Below are 15,669 nucleotides of genomic sequence, written 5' to 3'. Positions count from 1 at the left end.
GCGACGATTCAGTCCACCGCCCGGCCGACAAAAATTAGCGGCGGGGATAGGTTGGATCGGGGATGTTGGCGACCGCCCGTTCGACTTCGGCCTCGACGCCGCCTAGCGCCTGCAGGATTGTCGGGAGCGACGCGACAAGCGTGCGGCCGACCGCCTGAATCGCCCGGCCCGAAGCCGCCGCCTGGGCCGCCACGGCTTGTTCGGCGCCTGGGCCGCCCACGCGGTCGCGAACCCGGCGGGCCCGATCGCCAGGGGTTGGCTCGCGGCCCTCCGCCGCAGCCTCGATTTCGCCTACCGGCAAATCCATCAGCGCGCGGGTGATCCCGCCCATCATCCGGCCAAGGCGATCGGCCATCGCAGGATCGCTGAGCTCGCGCGGCATCGGCAAGGATTGAGCCGGGGCCGCCACGACGGGCGCCGGGGCGATCAGCAGGAAAAGGGCAAATAGCGCAGCGCGCATGGCTGTTCCTTCCTCGCGAGTCGCGCCTGAGAATGGCGATATTCGCTTAACCGTCAACAGCTTGGCGGTGGACCGGGGCCTCAGGACGTTGTCTCCTGCGGCGAGTCCTCCTCTTCGGAAGCCGGCGGCGGCAGATGGGCGATAGCGGCCTTCACCTTGGCCATGATGGCCGGCATGTCCTTCATCAGTTCGGGCACCATCGCCATCATCTCGCTGCTGATCTCGGGGTCGGTCATCATCTCGAACGACTGTCGGGCGAAACTGGCGCCGGCCGGGGAGGCGAAGAAGCGATTGATCTCGGACAGCTCCGCCACATTGAACCGCCGCGCATAGGCGCGCGCCATGCCCAGCTTCATCCCGGGCTCCATCCGCGCAAAGATTGTCGCAATCTCCTCCGCCATGACGCGGTTGGTAATCTTCAGCCGCTCTTCGAAATGCGGGTCCTTTTCGGCAATCGCGTCCCGCAGGGTCCGGTCGCCGCCGTCCTTGCAATCCTTGCAGATGTCCGACCCTTTCATGTCGAACATGCTCTTCAGCATCGCCTGTTCGACCTGGACCATATTCTGCTTCATCACCCGCTGCATCGTTCCCGGCGGGACAATCGCGTCGACCGCCTGGCGGGCAAGTGCCAGGCGCTGCGGGTCGGCCTCGCTGGTCGCGGCTGGCGGCTCCGGCGCGGCGACCGCCGGCATTGCGCAGGCGAGCGACAAGGAAAGTAAGACACTGAACTTCATGCTGAACCCCCCGGTTAGACCCGGCCAGCCTAGCGCGAGCCTCAGCGCGCCGCCAGCCACAGAAGTGCGGCGGTGCCGGCGGCGATCCGGTACCAGGCGAATGGCGCGAAGCCGAACTTCTGGATGACGGCGACAAAGGCCTTCACCACCGCGACCGCGACGACGAAGGAGACGAGGGCACCGACCAGGATCCAGCCGCCCGTACCCGGGTCCATCGTCGCACCATGTTTGTACAGTTGGAGCGCAGTCGCGCCGCTCAACGTCGGTACGGCTAGGAAGAAGCTGAATTCGGCGGCCGTCTTGCGGTCGACACCCATAGCCATCGCGCCCATGATCGTCGCCCCCGACCGGCTGACCCCGGGGATCATCGCCAGGCACTGGATCAGCCCGATGCCGACCGAATGATTCAAGGTGACATTGGCGACGCCGCCGCTGTCTGTCGGCCGCGCCAGCCGCTCGATCAACAGGATGGCAAAGCCGCCGATGATCAGCATCCAGGCGACGACTTCGGCATTGCCCAGCAACAGCTCGACATAGTCGCCGATCGCCAGTCCAAGCACGACTGCGGGAATGAAGGCGACCAGCAGGTTGCGGACGAAGGCGAAGGCCGACGGCTCGCGCTGCCACAGTCCGACCAGGACGTCGCGGAAGGTGCGCCAGTACAGCACCAGAATGGCAAGGATGGCGCCGGGCTGGATGGCGATGTTGAACAAGGCCCATTTGTCGGCGTCAAAGCCCATCAGCTCGGTGGCGAGGATCAGATGGCCAGTCGAGGAGACCGGGAGATATTCGGTAACGCCCTCGACGATGCCGAGGATGACGACCAGCAGGAGGATCGGCATGGTCGCGCTCAGGCCCGCGCACTGCGGTGGGGCGCGAAACGGCCGCCGACGCGATAGCGCCCAAGCCATTCATGGGCGACCGCCGACAAGGGTGTCGGAACGATGTCGAACGCCTTGAAACCCGGATGCCGGCCAGAGGCGACATTGTCGCTTTGTAGCATCAGCCATTGGTCGGTGGTCAGCGGCGCGCCTGGCAGGAAGCCGGCCATCGCGATGCCGCGGGCAATGATGTCGGGCACATCGACCAGTTCGGGCTCACCGCCGGCTATCGCCGCGACCGTCCCGTTCAGTTCGCGCATGGTCATGACATCGGGCCCGGCCAGTTCATAAGTATTGCCGGCATGGACCCGGGGATTGAGCGCGGCCGCGGCGATCGCCTGGGCAAGATCGCGCACATAAACCGGCTGGAAGCGGCTGTTCGGCGCGATCACCGGAAGGACCGGGAAGCGCGCCATGCGGGCGAAGCGGTTGGTGAACTCGTCCTCGGAGCCGAACACCACGCTGGGACGGATGATCGTCGCGGCCGCAAAGCCCTTGCGGACAGCCTGTTCGCCCAGCCCCTTGGTCCGGCCATAGCGGGACTCGGCTTCGGGATCGGCGCCGATCGCGCTGACGTGCACGAGCGCCGTGGCCCCGGCGGCATTGGCGGCTTCGGCAAGCTTTCCCGCGCCGGTGACATGAAGGGTTTCCAGGTCGCCCTTGAACACCCCCACGAGGTTGACGACGGCATCGGCGCCCTCGACCGCGCGGGCGATCGTTTGGGGACGGCCAAGATCGGCGGCGATGGCCGAAACCTGCCCGACCGACCCGAGCGGCTGGAGGAACCAGGCCTTGCGCGGATCGCGCTCGGCAACGCGCACGCGGGCGCCTGCCTTAAGCAGCATTTCACAGACATAGCGGCCGATAAAGCCGCTTCCGCCGAAGACGGTGACCAGTGGCGGAGTACCGGGTTTCCTCATGATGGGATCAGTTCCTGCGGCGATGGGAATCGGCCCATGTCCTTGGGCCAAGCGGCGATTTCCCGCAAGGCCCCGACAGGCTGTTGACAGACGGCCCATCGCCCCCCTAGAGGCCGCCGCCTACCGGCAATCACATGCCCCTGTGCCCAGGTGGCGGAATTGGTAGACGCACCGTCTTCAGGTGGCGGCGCTGGAAACGGCGTGGAGGTTCGAGTCCTCTCCTGGGCACCATTAATCCTGTCCGTCAGCGCCTTGGCCCGCTCTTGCTAGCGGCGCATTCGCTGTTCGATCGTCGTGAATACCGCGGGGTGGAGCGGCTGCGTGAATTCGACCCCGGCGGTCCAGTCCTTGACCCAGCAAACCTTGGCGTGGAGCGATTCGAGGCTGGGCAGAAAGATCCAGATGGTCTCGCCGACGGCCAGCATCTCGGGAAGGTCGATCCAACAGCCTTCGGGAGAGATATCGAGGATGCTGACTCGATATTTATGATCGCCGGACCGGAGGAAATCGATGTCGGCGCGAAGCGCTACCCGCTCGGCACGCCGAGACTGTTCGGCACCGGACAATTAATGCCTCCCGAATAACGTCATCGTACGGATTCCCAAGGGAGGCGGAGTCGCCCTGCAAAGGGCTGATCGACGCTCGGTCTGATACGGACTAATATCGGCGACATGGCTCTCTTTTCCATCGGAACCACCGGACCGCAGATCGATCCCAGCGCTTGGGTCGCTCCGTCGGCTGACCTCATCGGTGACGTCCGGCTTGGCGCACATGCCAGTGTTTGGTTCGGCGCCGTTATCCGCGCCGACAACACGCCGATCCTGCTGGGCGAGCAGAGCAATTTCCAGGACGGCGCGATCGGGCATAGTGATCCCGGCGCGCCGCTGACGATCGGCGCACGGGTCACCGTCGGCCATCAGGCGATTCTTCATGGCTGCACCGTCGAGGACGAGGCACTGGTCGGCATGGGGGCGCGAATCCTCAATGGAGCGGTGATCGGTGCGCAATGCATCGTCGGGGCCGGCGCGCTGGTTACCGAGGGCAGGACCTTCGAACCGCGTAGTCTGATCGTCGGCTCGCCCGCCCGCGCGGTTCGGCAACTGAGCGATGAACAGGTCGCGATGCTCAGCCTCTCGGCTGCCCATTATTCCGAAAAGGCGGCGCGCTATGCCAAGGAATTGCGGTCACACGGCTGACACTTGAAAGCCGATGCGGGCAAGGGTCATCTCCAGTCCCATGATCGACATTCGACCCTTCGCTTCGCTTGGCCACGCCGACCATGGCTGGCTCGATGCCCGTCACCATTTCAGCTTCGCCGGCTATCATGACCTCCGGCGATTGGGCTGGGGTTCGATCCGGGTTTGGAACGACGACCGGATCGCGGCCAAGACCGGCTTCCCGCCGCATCCGCACCGGGACATGGAGATCATCACCTATGTCCGGACCGGGGCGATCAGCCACCAGGATTCGATGGGTAATTGCGGCCGAACGCCGGCGGGCGACGTTCAGGTCATGAGCGCGGGAACCGGGGTCCGGCATGCCGAATATAATCTGGAAGACGAGGAAACGACCTTGTTCCAGATCTGGATCGAAACCGACAAGCCGGGAGCCGAGCCCAACTGGGGCATGATGCCTTTCCCCAAGGAGGCGCGCGACGGCAATTTCCAGCTTCTGGCGAGCGGCGACCCCGGCGACGGCGTGCTCTCGATCAACGCCGATGCACGGGTGCTGGGTGCGACACTGAAGGCTGGCGATGCGGTGACTTATGCTGCCGATCCGTCGCGGCATCTCTACCTCGTTCCCTCCGCACGGGTGCTGGTCAACGGCGTCGCGGCCAACGCCCGGGACGGGGTCGCCATCACCGGCGAAGCCGCCATCACGATAGGGGCGGAAGCTGACGCGGAGCTCGTCCTAGTCGATGCTCGATAGACCGCGAAACCCTTGTGTCGCGGGTTATTTCTCGTCATTAGCGCGTTCAGGCGCTGGCCAGCTGGGGTAGGCTAGCGCGGATCCATTCAACCGGCAGGACGGGCAGATGACGGCATCGCGCCGCATGAAATGTAAGTCATTGTTGGCCATCGTGGCGCTGGTCCTGGCCGTTCCGGCCGGGGCGCAGAACAGCGACGCGCCGGTCGACGTGACCGCCGCGCCAACCACAGCAGCGGACACGGTCGGCCCGTCGCAGCTGCGCAATTTCAGCCTCGAAGGTTCGGTCACCCGTCCTGCGGAGCGGCCAGCGCAACAACAGCCCGCGCAGCAGGCGACGCCTCAGCCAAGCGCGGAACCGCCCGCTCGGCCGGCTTCGGCCGCGACTTCCGATCGTAGTGCGGCACCCGTTGCCGCCCCTTCCACCCGGGCCGACGCGCAACCCACCGACGCCCGTCCATCGATCGAGCCGTCGCAAACCGAAGGGCTTACTGCCGCGCTCGACCCGGGGGCAGCGGGCCTGGTCCCTGCCCCGGCGATAACCGAAAGCGTTCCGCTCGACGTTACCGTCGGGAATTCCGCCGACAACAAGGGATTGGGCTGGGCGTGGATCTTAGCGTTGATGGCGGCAACTGCCGGGATCGCCTATCTGGGCTGGAACCGTTTTGGCCGCCGCGAACAGCCGGATCCGGGCCGCATGGCCTTCGCCGGCCTGGCACCCGACGACGTTTCCGAGGCGCCGTCCTTCCCGCCGGCTCGCACGCGTCCAGACCCGGCTCCGCCTCGGTCCCAACCGGCACCTGCGCCAAGGCCGGCCGCCCCGGCGGCCCCGCCGGCGGTTCCGGAGCCGAAGGCACCGGACGACGGCCTGATCGTGTCGACCGCCTTCAAGCCGGACTTGCGCTTCGATTTCCGCCCCGACCGTGCGGTAGTGACCGAACATGAGGTCATGCTCCAGTTCGAACTGGTGATCGTCAACGCCGGGACTGCGCCTGCGCGCGACGTGCTGGTGGAAGGCGCGCTGTTCGGCGCCCACGCCCGCCAAGACCAGGAGATCGCGGAATTCTTTGGCAAGCCCAATGGTCAGGGCGACCGCATGCCGGCGATTGCCGCACGGGGCCGGGTGGGATTGCGCAGCGCGGTCAAGCTGCCAATCGATGCGCTTCACAGCTTCGAGCTTGAGGGCCGCAAACTTTTCGTTCCGATCGTCGCCTTCAACATCCTGTTCCGCACCGGATCGGGGGAAAGTCAGGCGTCGGCCAGCTTCTTGGTTGGGCGCGGCAATGAAAGCGACGCCAAGTTGGCGCCGTTCCGGCTCGACCTTGGCCCGCGCATTTTCCGCGGTCTGAGTGCGCGCCCCCACAGCGCCGGGCTCCAGCGGCAGGGCGCCGCAGCCTGATCCCTGGTTTAGTCCAGAGGCGGAGCGTTATAGCTGTGCCATGCAAGCACGGCGGCAGCGCCGCGGTGCGGTCGCCAGGCTTCGGCCAGGGCGCGCAGCTGTCTTTCGGACGGACGAGCCTCGAGCCCTAGCAGCTTTCCTATCTCGACCTGGACCGCAAGATCGCCCGCCGGCCAGACATCGCCGCGTCCCTCGGCGAACAGCAGGTAGATCTCAGCCGACCAGCGGCCGATCCCCTTGACCTTGGTCAACAGGGCGATCGCTTCCTCATCATCCTCGGGAAGACCGGCGAGGTCGAGCTCGCCAGATAGGACCAGCCCGGCGAGGCTTCGCGCATAGCCTGCTTTCTGCCGCGACAGGCCGGCTTCGCGTAGCGTGTCGTTGTCGGCGCCGTGCAGCGCTTCCAGGTCGACCGGCCTGCCGTAACTTGCGGTAAGCTTATTCCACATTGACCGGGCCGCGGCCACGCTGACCTGCTGGCCAACGATTGTGCGCAGCAGCGTTTCGACGCCGGGCTCGCTTGAACGCGGCTCGGGCCTGCCATGGATATCCAGGACCCGGGCGAAGGCCGCCTCGCGCTCGGCAAGCGCATCCAGGCTGGCGTGTAACGACTGAACCGTGCGGACCATCAGGCGACGTTGGCGGCGTATAGCGCGACCGCTGCGGCATTGGAGACGTTAAGGCTCTCCATCATGTCCCGGATCGGCAGCTTGGCCAGGGCGTCGCAATGCTCGCGGGTATTCGGCCGCAACCCGGGACCTTCGGCGCCAAGCACCAGCGCGACCCTGGCCGGGCCAAGCGCTTCCTTGAGGTCGGTTTCGGCTTCGCCGGCGAGGCCGATCCGCCAGAATCCGGCCTCGGCAATTTCTTCCAGCGCGCGGGCCAGGTTGACCACGCGGACCCAGGGCACCCGTTCCAGCGCGCCCGATGCCGCCTTTGCCAAGGCGCCGCTTTCGGGCGGGGAATGGCGGTCCTGGGTGACGATTCCGACCGCGCCGAAGGCAGCGGCGGAACGCAGGATCGCGCCGACATTATGCGGGTCGGTAACCTGATCCAGCACCAACAGGACCGCGCGATCCGGCGCGTCGGCGAGAAGATCGGCCAGCCAGCGTTCCTCAAGCGGTTCGACCTCGATGACCACTCCCTGGTGCGGTGCGTCGGCGGGAACCATGCGGCCCAGGTCCGGCGCCTCGGCCATGACCACCGGCAGTTCAGCCGGAAATTGCATGAAGCCCGCCGCCTCGCGCGAGGCCCAGGCCTTCAGGACCTTGCGATCGGGATTGTCGAGCGCAGCAGCTACTGCGTGCTTGCCCCAGAAGCGCGGGCGGTTGGGGTTGCCGCCGCCGCGGCCCTTGTTCTTGCGTGCCATGGGTTCCCCCTAGCCATCCGCCGAGCGCAAGAAAAGCGGCGCGTCCCCGATTTCGCGCCGCCTCCTGGGTTCAGGAATGTTCTTCGGAATCGAGCGCATAGCCGGCCGACCGAACCGTGCGGATCAGGTCGGGATGGCCAAGCGCCATGCGCAGCCGCCGGATATGGACATCGACGGTCCGCAATTCGATGTCTTCGCTGTGCGGCCAGACGGTTTCAAGCAGTTGCTGGCGCGAAAACACCCGGCCCGGGTTTTCAAGGAAGTGGCGCAGCAAGCGATATTCGGTCGGACCCAGCTGGATCGCCCGGTCTGCGCGCTTCACCCGATGGGCGACCAGGTCCATTTCGACGCCGGCGTAGGCAAGCGCCTCGGCGGCGAGCGCGGGTCGGACGCGGCGGAGCACGGCGCCGGCGCGCGCGACGAGCTCCTTTGGGCTGAAGGGCTTGGTCATATAGTCGTCGGCACCGGTTTCGAGGCCGCGAATCCGGTCATCTTCCTCACCACGGGCAGTAAGCATGATGATCGGGACATTAGCGGTTGCCTGGCGGCGGCGGAGGCGGCGGCAAACCTCGATTCCGCTGATCCCCTCGATCATCCAATCGAGCAGGACCAGGTCGGGGCGCACCTCGTCGGCAAGGATCAGGGCCTCCTCGCCATCCCCGGTACGGGTCACCGCATAACCGGCGCGGTCGAAATGAAAGGAAACTAGCTCGGCAAGCGCCCGGTCGTCCTCGACCAGAAGCAGGCGCTTGGGAAGCATCAGATCTTCTCCACCATCATTTCATCATCGCCCTTGGGCCGGTCCATGATGTGCTGGCCGGTCGCCGCATAGTAGACCATTTCGCCGATGTTGGTCGCATGGTCGCCGACGCGCTCGACGTTCTTGGCAATAAACAGGAGGTGCGCCGACTTGCCGATATTGTTGGGGTTTTCCATCATATAGGTCAGCAGCGTCCGGAAGATGCTGTTGTAGAAATCGTCGACTGCCTTGTCGCGCTCGATCACCTGCAGAGCAGCTTCGGCGTCTCTTTCGACAAAGGCATTGAGCACGTCATGGACCATTTCGGTAACCATGCGGCCCATTTCCGGGAGCAGCGACAAAGGCTCGATCGCGCCCCCGCTCTCCAGCAGGGGAACGCGCTTGGAGATGTTCTTTGCATAATCGCCGATCCGTTCGACCACGCTAGAGATTTTGAGCGCGGCGACGACGTCGCGAAGGTCGGTCGCCATCGGCGCGCGCAGCGCGATCAGCTGCACAGCTCGCCGCTCGGTCTCAATTTCTAGCAGGTCGAGCTTCTTGTCCTCGTCGACGATCTTGGCGGCGCCATCGAGGTCCTGTTGAACGAGGCAGCGCAACGATTCACGGATCGCATGTTCGGCGTGCCCCCCCATCTCGCTGATGAGCGCGCGCAGCCGGTCGAGATCCTCGTCGAAGGCTTTGATCGTATGTCCGCTGGTGGCCATGTCCTGTCTCCGATCAGCCGTAGCGGCCGGTGATATAATCCTGGGTGCGCTGTTCGCGCGGATTGGTGAAGATGTCCTTGGTACGGCCATATTCGACCATCTCGCCAAGGTGGAAGAAGGCGGTGCGCTGCGACACGCGTGCCGCCTGCTGCATGTTATGGGTAACGATCGCAATCGCGTAGCGCCCGCGCAGTTCGTGGATCAGTTCCTCGATCTTGGCGGTGGCGATCGGGTCGAGCGCGCTGCACGGCTCGTCCATCAGGATCACTTCCGGGTCGACCGCGATGGCGCGGGCGATACACAGCCGTTGCTGCTGGCCGCCCGAAAGGGCCGTACCGCTTTCCTGCAGCCGATCCTTGACCTCGTCCCAAAGACCCGCGCGCTTCAGCGACTTCTCGACGATCGCTTCAAGCTCGTTCTTTCCGTCGGCTAGGCCATGGATGCGCGGACCATAGGCAACGTTTTCAAAGATCGACTTGGGAAAGGGGTTGGGCTTCTGGAACACCATCCCGACCCGGGCGCGAAGCTGCACCACGTCCATCTTCGAAGCGTAGATGTCCTGGCCGTCGAGGCTGATGTCGCCGGTCACGCGCGCAGCCGGGATGGTATCATTCATCCGGTTGAGGCAGCGCAGGAAAGTCGACTTGCCGCAGCCCGACGGGCCGATGAAGGCGGTGACCTTGTCGTCATGAATGTCGACGCTGACCGATTGCAGCGCCTGCTTCGGACCGTAGAAGACGCTGACGTCGCGGGCGCTCATTTTCGGCGTGCCGTCTGCCGTCACCGGCTCGGCGGCTTCGGTCGTCGTTGGAATGATAGTGTCGATCATGGTCATCCTGCCTACCAGCGGCGTTCAAATTTGTTGCGCAGATAAATGGCGAGGCCGTTCATCAGCAGCATGAAAACGAGCAGGACGATAATCGCCGCGCTGGTCTTTTCGACGAAACCCCGGTCGACTTCGTCCGACCAGAGGAAGATCTGCACCGGCAGGACGCTTGCCGGCTCGGTGATGCTTTGCGGGGGCGACGCGATGAAGGCGCGCATGCCAATCATCAGCAAGGGCGCCGTTTCGCCTAGCGCGCGGGCCATGCCGATGATCGTGCCGGTCAGGATCCCCGGAAGGGCCAGCGGCAAGACATGGTGAAATACAACCTGCATCTTCGAGGCACCGACGCCAAGGGCCGCGTCGCGGATCGACGGCGGCACCGATTTGATCGCGTTGCGCCCGGCAATGACAATGACCGGCATGGTCATCAGCGCGAGCGTCAGGCCCCCGACCAGCGGCGCGGAACGCGGCAGGTGCATGAAGTTCAGGAACACGGCGAGCCCGAGCAGGCCGAAGATGATCGACGGCACCGCGGCAAGATTGTTGATGCTGACCTCGATCATGTCGGTCCAACGGTTCCGCGCCGCGAATTCCTCAAGGTAAAGTGCGGCAAGAACGCCGATCGGGAATGCCAGCGCCATCGTCACCAGGATGGTCAGGAAGCTGCCCTTCAGCGCCCCCCATACGCCTACGACCGATGCATCGGTGGCGTCCGAACTGGTCAGGAAGCTGCTGTTGAAGCTCCGGCGGACCTCGGCCTTGGCAAGTAATTGCTCAAGCGCAGGATCTCCGTCCGTCTTGGCGGCGACGTCTCCCTTCGACGACAGCGGCAGCCACAGTTCCGCGCGGCGCGTCAGGAGGTCGGGCTCGGCAATCAGCTGCGACGCCAGTTCGCGCGCGCTGGCGCCGCCGAACAAATCCGCTCCGCCCTCACCGAACTGGGCAACCGCGGCCTGATCGAGGACATTTTCGAGCCCCGCATCGGCAAGGGTGCGTTCGGCATCGCCGCCGCGTAGCGCCGCCGGATCGACGATCAGGTCGGAGCGCGGGAAATCGAGCGCGATCTTGACCTCGGCGCGGGTAAAGCCGCTGGCCCCCTTCCATGTCATGTTGACGAGCAGGAACGCGAGGAAGGCTACGGAAAGGGCGATCGCCGCCAGCCCAAACAGGCGGAAGCGCCGCTCGGCCGCGTAACGCTTGGCGACGCGCTTGCGCATCGACCCGTCGGTCCATCGGGACGCGGAGGACAGGCTATTCATAAGCTTCCCGATACTTGCGGACAACGCGCAGCGCGATGAGGTTGAGGATCAAGGTAATAATGAACAGCGCAAGGCCCAGCGCGAAGGCCGCCAGCGTCTTGGCGCTGTCGAATTCCTGGTCGCCGGTTAGCAGTTGGACGATCTGAGTCGTGACCGTCGTCACGCTTTCGAACGGATTGGCGGTGAGATTGGCGGCAAGGCCGGCAGCCATCACCACGATCATCGTTTCGCCGATCGCCCGGCTGACCGCCAGCAAGACTCCGCCGACCACGCCGGGCAGGGCAGCGGGAAGGACGACCTTCTTGATTGTTTCCGACTTGGTGGCGCCGAGCGCCAGGCTTCCGTCGCGCATCGCTTGGGGGACGGCGGCGATGCTGTCGTCGGCCATCGAGCTGACGAAGGGGATGATCATGATGCCCATCACCAGACCCGCCGCAAGCGCGCTTTCGCTCGACGCCGAGCTGATCCCGATGCTGATACCGAGGTCGCGAACCGCCGGAGCGACGGTGAGTGCGGCGAAATAGCCATAGACCACGGTAGGGATGCCGGCGAGGATTTCCAGGATCGGCTTCAGCCAGGTCCGGGCGCGGCGCGGCGCATATTGGGTGAGGAAGATCGCGCTCATTAGGCCAAGCGGGATGGCGACCACCATCGCGATGATCGCGCCGATGAAGATCGTGCCCCAGAACAAGGGGATCGACCCGAATGCACCCGACGATCCGGCCTGGTCGGCGCGAATGGCAGTTTGCGGGCTCCAGGTTGATCCAAACAGGAATTCGACCGGGCTGACGAGATTGAAGAAGCGAAGGCTTTCGAACAGCAGCGAAAGCACGATGCCCAAGGTGGTGAGGATCGCGATCAGCGATGCTCCGACCAGCAGCGCCATCACCAGTTTTTCGACTCCGCTGCGGGCGCGGAAATCGACATTGACGCGGCGCATCGCGAAAAAGGCGCCGCCAAGCGCGATCAGGATCGCGACCGCACTGCCCGCGAGCGCGTAGCGGCCCGCGGCGGCGGCGAAGATCGGCGCCAGTTCGCTGGCTTCGGGATTGAAGCCGACACTGCGCTCACCCGTCGCAATCTCGCGGGCTTCGGACAGGATCGAGTCGCGCTGGAGGTCAAAATCGGGAAGCTGCTGGCCCGCCGGCGAAGCTAGTGCCGTCTGTTCGATGAGGCCGGTCTGGACCGGTGCCCAGACCGCCAGGAACAAAAGCGCCGGAATCGCGGCCCATAAGCCGACGAACGCCGCGTGGTAGTTTGGCAGGCTATTGAGGCGGACGCCGCCGCCGCGCAGCCCCCGGGCCCGGTTTCGGGCCAGGAAGCTGGCGGCGACGGCAATCGCCAATACGGCGAAGAGCGCGATGCTCAGGGTCATGGCGCTCGCGCCCGCTGCTTACTTCAGGCTGGCCGGATCGACCGGCGCAAGCGCGCCCGCCTGCGCGGTGGCGGCCGCGCTGTCGGCGTCGCCAAGCGGCACCAGCCCGCGCTTGGCGAGCATGCCGCCCTTGCCCGTGGCCTTGGAATAGGCCTCGATGAAGCGCTTGATGGCCGGTTTGGCCGCCATATGCTCGCCCTTCACATAGACGTACAGCTTGCGGCTCCCGGGGTAGCTGAGGTTGCTGATGGTTGCTTCGGTCGGGGTCACGCCGCCAATCGATACCGGCGCGACACGGTCGAGGTTTTCTTCAAGGAAGCTATAGCCCAGGACGCCGATCGCGCCCGGGTCGGCCGATACCTTCTGCACCAGCAGATTGTCGTTTTCGCCCGCTTCGACATAGGCACCGTCCTCGCGGATCTTGGTGCAGGTCGCCTTGTGAGCGTCCTTGTCCTTTTCCTTCAGCGCCTTCATCGCCGGGTCGCTGTCGCAGCCCTTTTCAAGGATCAGCTCGGCAAGGCTGTCACGCGTTCCAGAGGTCGGCGGCGGGCCAAGTACGCGAATCTTCACCGCCGGAAGCGACGGGTCGACATCGGCCCAGGTCTGGGCGGTCTGGGTCTTGCCATAAGGGTTGGCGGCAAGGCCCTTGTAGATCTGCTCGACGGTCAGGTTCAGCGGCGGCTGTCCCTTTGCCTGGATCAGGGTCAGGCCATCGATGCCCACGGGCAGTTCGATGACATTCTTCACCCCGGCATTGGCGCAATCTTCATATTCGCTGGCCTTCAGCTCGCGCGACGCATTGACCATGTCGGGAAACTGGGCGCCAATGCCGCTGCAGAACAGCTTGATGCCCGCACCGGTACCGGTCGATTCGACGATGACGCTGGTACCCGGGTTGGCGCGCTGGAATTCCTCGGCGACTGCGGTGGTGAACGGATAGACGGTCGAAGACCCGACAACCTTCAGCTGGTCGGCAGCTGCACCGCCCGAACCGCTTCCGCCGCATGCCGCGAGCATCGCTGCCATCGGCAGCGTGATCAGCAATTTTTTCATTTCGAACTCCCGTTGTGCGGCGTTTGTCTGACCGCCGTCGCCCCCTTAGGTGCCAGTCCGCGATGTCCCTGTGACAACTACATTACAGTTTCATGACAGCGCCGCCGGCCGGCTCAGTGAACGTGCAGCGTGACGGTGACGGTCGTCCCCTTGCCCGGCGCCGATATGATGTCGAGCGATCCGCGGTGACGCTCGACGATATGCTTGACGATCGCCAGCCCAAGACCGGTGCCGCCCGACTCCCGGCTTCGAGCCGGGTCGACCCGGTAGAAGCGTTCAGTCAGCCGGGGCAGGTGACGGGGATCGACTCCGTCCCCCCGGTCTATGACCTGAAGCTTGATCCGGCCGTCCGTGGAACCGACCCGGACCGTCACCGGCGCGCCGGGCTTGGGACAGCCGTAGCGCAGCGCATTGGCGATTAGATTGTCGACCATCTGAAGCAGTTGGCTGAAATCACCGCTTACCTCGGGAATGTCATCGAGGATTTCGACTTCCACCCTAGAGCCGCGCCGTTCGGCCAGCGATTCGGCATTGTCCGCCGCGATCCGGGCGATTTTCCCAAGGTGGACCCGCTCGTCCGGCAAGCGGTAGCGGTCGGCCTCGATCCGGGACAGGCTCATCAGGTCTTCGACGATTCGGAGCATTCGCCGCGCCTCGGTCTCGATGGTCGCCCCGAACTTGCGGCGCATCGCGTCGTCTGCCGGCGCCTCGTCAGCCAAGGTTTCGGCATAGCCGATGATCGTCGCCAAGGGGGTGCGCAGTTCATGGCTGGCATTGGCGACGAAATCGGTGCGCATCCGTTCGGCCGCCCGGGCTGCGCTGCGGTCCGACAGGCGGACCAGGACCAGGCCGTTGCCAAACGGCTTCACCGACAGCTGCCAGGGCCGGGCAGCACCGCCGATTCCGACCAGTTCGAGCTGCCTGTGGCGACCTGCCAGGATTATCGAAAGGGCTTCGGGGTGGCGGATGGCGATCCGCACGTCGCTTCCCTCGATGCCCCCACCAAGCAGCGCCTTGGCCGCGTTGCTCGCGGCCAAGGTCCGCCCGTTGCGGATGATCAGCGCCGGTTCGTCGAGAGCATTGATGAAAAGGCGGGCCTGTTCCGCGGTAACCGTCATGGCCGCACCTTAGCGGCGATTGGCGGAAAGCCTAGGCTAGCGCGACCGTGGGCGCATTCTTGCGACGCTGGTCGCTTCGCCACGTGCCGACGACGATGATCAGAAAGATGGGATAGACCCACACCCGCGCGGCGGCAGCATAGGCCTGCGGATAAAGGTCGATCTCAATCGCCTTCATCAGATGGGCCATGGTGGTCGTGAGCTGGAGGCCAGCGATCCACAGCGGCCAGAAGCGACGCGAACGAAGCGCGATGGCCGTAAAGCCGGCGAAAGCCAGCAAGTCGACAATGAGGACGCCGATCTCGACGCTGGAAAAGCGCGTGCTGAGCGGCGAATGGACCAGCCGCGTGGCGACCGTCGCGGCGAGGCACACCGCGGCGGCCCCGCGCTCGTCGACCTTGCCGCGCAGGAAGGCGTAGGCGGAAACGGCCAGCAGCACGGCCCAATAGGCTAGGGGACTAAGCATGACGAAGCGGCCGGACTATCCTTGAACAGCCCGGCCCTTCAAGTCCGTCAGGCGACCACGCGGAGCGGGGTCGTCGCGGCAGCCGGAGGGCATTCGTCGCCCTCGCCGAAGCTGGTGGTGCGCAGGCCCGGGACAAACTGCTTGCTGTCCTTGAGGACGCCATGACAATGAGCGACACCGCCGCGAGCGGTCACCAGCCCGGTGGTTGCCAGCGCCAACTGTTCAAGCGCTTCATGGCCAAGCGCCGTCGACACGCCGGCAACGGCGCGGGCGCGAATCATGCGGCCCTGGAGTTCGGCGATTTCTGCCAGCGCGGTCTCGATCGCGTCCTCGACGGCGCGGACCTGGGTGGCGACTTCGAAAGCGGCGGATTCGATCATCTGTTTACGCATGGCAAAATGCTCCCGTGATGCGCGGAA

19 protein-coding genes and 1 tRNA gene are annotated in these 15,669 nt (G+C 65.2%); 4 read left to right on the top strand and 16 right to left on the bottom strand.

Going from position 1 to position 15,669, the window contains the following annotated elements:
- Positions 1–34: 34 nt before the first annotated feature.
- From FMM02_RS04215 to FMM02_RS04200, 4 genes are all read right to left on the bottom strand, one after another.
- On the bottom strand, positions 35–460 hold the full coding sequence (locus tag FMM02_RS04215) for a hypothetical protein (protein ID WP_147493689.1): 426 nt from the start codon (positions 458–460) through the stop codon (positions 35–37).
- An 80-nt stretch (positions 461–540) separates the two neighbouring features.
- Complete coding sequence (locus FMM02_RS04210; RefSeq protein ID WP_147493688.1) at positions 541–1,194, bottom strand: DUF2059 domain-containing protein; 654 nt, start codon at positions 1,192–1,194, stop codon at positions 541–543.
- A 41-nt stretch (positions 1,195–1,235) separates the two neighbouring features.
- Positions 1,236–2,036, bottom strand: coding sequence for an undecaprenyl-diphosphate phosphatase (locus FMM02_RS04205; protein ID WP_147493687.1), 801 nt, complete (start codon positions 2,034–2,036; stop codon positions 1,236–1,238).
- Between the two features lie 8 nt (positions 2,037–2,044).
- Entirely contained in the window at positions 2,045–2,995 is a 951-nt protein-coding gene (locus tag FMM02_RS04200; RefSeq protein ID WP_147493686.1) for a complex I NDUFA9 subunit family protein, read from the bottom strand.
- A gap of 144 nt (positions 2,996–3,139) precedes the next feature.
- Between FMM02_RS04200 and FMM02_RS04195 the strand changes: the two genes are divergently transcribed.
- A tRNA-Leu gene (locus FMM02_RS04195) sits at positions 3,140–3,226 on the top strand.
- A 35-nt stretch (positions 3,227–3,261) separates the two neighbouring features.
- Here FMM02_RS04195 and FMM02_RS04190 read toward each other — a convergent pair.
- Positions 3,262–3,561, bottom strand: coding sequence for a PilZ domain-containing protein (locus FMM02_RS04190; protein ID WP_147493685.1), 300 nt, complete (start codon positions 3,559–3,561; stop codon positions 3,262–3,264).
- A 105-nt stretch (positions 3,562–3,666) separates the two neighbouring features.
- On the opposite strand from FMM02_RS04190, the gene FMM02_RS04185 reads away from it, so the two are divergent.
- The 3 genes from FMM02_RS04185 (at position 3,667) to FMM02_RS04175 (ending at position 6,320) form a co-directional block, all read left to right on the top strand.
- Entirely contained in the window at positions 3,667–4,191 is a 525-nt protein-coding gene (locus FMM02_RS04185) for a gamma carbonic anhydrase family protein (RefSeq protein ID WP_147493684.1), read from the top strand.
- A 40-nt stretch (positions 4,192–4,231) separates the two neighbouring features.
- Complete coding sequence (locus tag FMM02_RS04180) at positions 4,232–4,924, top strand: pirin family protein (RefSeq protein WP_147493683.1); 693 nt, start codon at positions 4,232–4,234, stop codon at positions 4,922–4,924.
- Positions 4,925–5,030: 106 nt separating this feature from the next.
- Positions 5,031–6,320, top strand: coding sequence for a hypothetical protein (locus FMM02_RS04175; RefSeq protein ID WP_147493682.1), 1,290 nt, complete (start codon positions 5,031–5,033; stop codon positions 6,318–6,320).
- Between the two features lie 8 nt (positions 6,321–6,328).
- Here FMM02_RS04175 and FMM02_RS04170 read toward each other — a convergent pair whose 3' ends face one another.
- The 11 genes from FMM02_RS04170 to FMM02_RS04120 form a co-directional block, all read right to left on the bottom strand.
- Positions 6,329–6,949 (bottom strand): DNA-3-methyladenine glycosylase family protein, encoded by a 621-nt coding sequence (locus FMM02_RS04170; protein ID WP_147493681.1) that lies wholly within the window; start codon positions 6,947–6,949, stop codon positions 6,329–6,331.
- A complete protein-coding gene (gene rlmB, locus FMM02_RS04165; protein WP_147493680.1) occupies positions 6,949–7,689 on the bottom strand; it encodes a 23S rRNA (guanosine(2251)-2'-O)-methyltransferase RlmB in 741 nt (246 codons plus the stop codon). Before rlmB ends, FMM02_RS04170 begins: the two co-directional genes overlap by 1 nt.
- Positions 7,690–7,759: 70 nt before the next feature.
- On the bottom strand, positions 7,760–8,449 hold the full coding sequence (phoB, locus tag FMM02_RS04160) for a phosphate regulon transcriptional regulator PhoB (protein WP_147493679.1): 690 nt from the start codon (positions 8,447–8,449) through the stop codon (positions 7,760–7,762).
- Entirely contained in the window at positions 8,449–9,153 is a 705-nt protein-coding gene (gene phoU / locus FMM02_RS04155; protein ID WP_147493678.1) for a phosphate signaling complex protein PhoU, read from the bottom strand. The genes phoB and phoU overlap by 1 nt, the downstream gene beginning before the upstream one ends.
- Before the next feature lie 13 nt (positions 9,154–9,166).
- Positions 9,167–9,988 carry a phosphate ABC transporter ATP-binding protein PstB gene (pstB, locus tag FMM02_RS04150; RefSeq protein WP_425473670.1) on the bottom strand — a complete coding sequence of 274 codons (822 nt, stop codon included), beginning with the start codon at positions 9,986–9,988 and terminating at the stop codon, positions 9,167–9,169.
- 5 nt (positions 9,989–9,993) lie between these two features.
- Positions 9,994–11,238, bottom strand: a complete 1,245-nt coding sequence (pstA, locus tag FMM02_RS04145) for a phosphate ABC transporter permease PstA (protein ID WP_246104818.1) — start codon at positions 11,236–11,238, stop codon at positions 9,994–9,996.
- Entirely contained in the window at positions 11,231–12,613 is a 1,383-nt protein-coding gene (gene pstC / locus FMM02_RS04140; RefSeq protein ID WP_147493676.1) for a phosphate ABC transporter permease subunit PstC, read from the bottom strand. Before pstC ends, pstA begins: the two co-directional genes overlap by 8 nt.
- Positions 12,614–12,631: 18 nt before the next feature.
- A complete protein-coding gene (locus FMM02_RS04135; protein WP_147493675.1) occupies positions 12,632–13,666 on the bottom strand; it encodes a substrate-binding domain-containing protein in 1,035 nt (344 codons plus the stop codon).
- 113 nt (positions 13,667–13,779) lie between these two features.
- Positions 13,780–14,784, bottom strand: a complete 1,005-nt coding sequence (locus FMM02_RS04130) for an ATP-binding protein (RefSeq protein WP_147493674.1) — start codon at positions 14,782–14,784, stop codon at positions 13,780–13,782.
- 31 nt (positions 14,785–14,815) lie between these two features.
- The gene (locus FMM02_RS04125) at positions 14,816–15,250 is read right to left on the bottom strand and encodes a hypothetical protein (protein ID WP_147493673.1); all 435 of its coding nucleotides are present in this window, start codon (positions 15,248–15,250) and stop codon (positions 14,816–14,818) included.
- A 47-nt stretch (positions 15,251–15,297) separates the two neighbouring features.
- Positions 15,298–15,630, bottom strand: coding sequence for a hypothetical protein (locus tag FMM02_RS04120; protein WP_147493672.1), 333 nt, complete (start codon positions 15,628–15,630; stop codon positions 15,298–15,300).
- Positions 15,631–15,669 lie beyond the last annotated feature (39 nt).

It is taken from the genome of Sphingomonas xanthus (genome assembly GCF_007998985.1).
GTDB classification, from domain to species: Bacteria; Pseudomonadota; Alphaproteobacteria; order Sphingomonadales; family Sphingomonadaceae; genus Sphingomicrobium; species Sphingomicrobium xanthum.
This window is presented reverse-complemented; position numbering and strand designations above follow the sequence as displayed.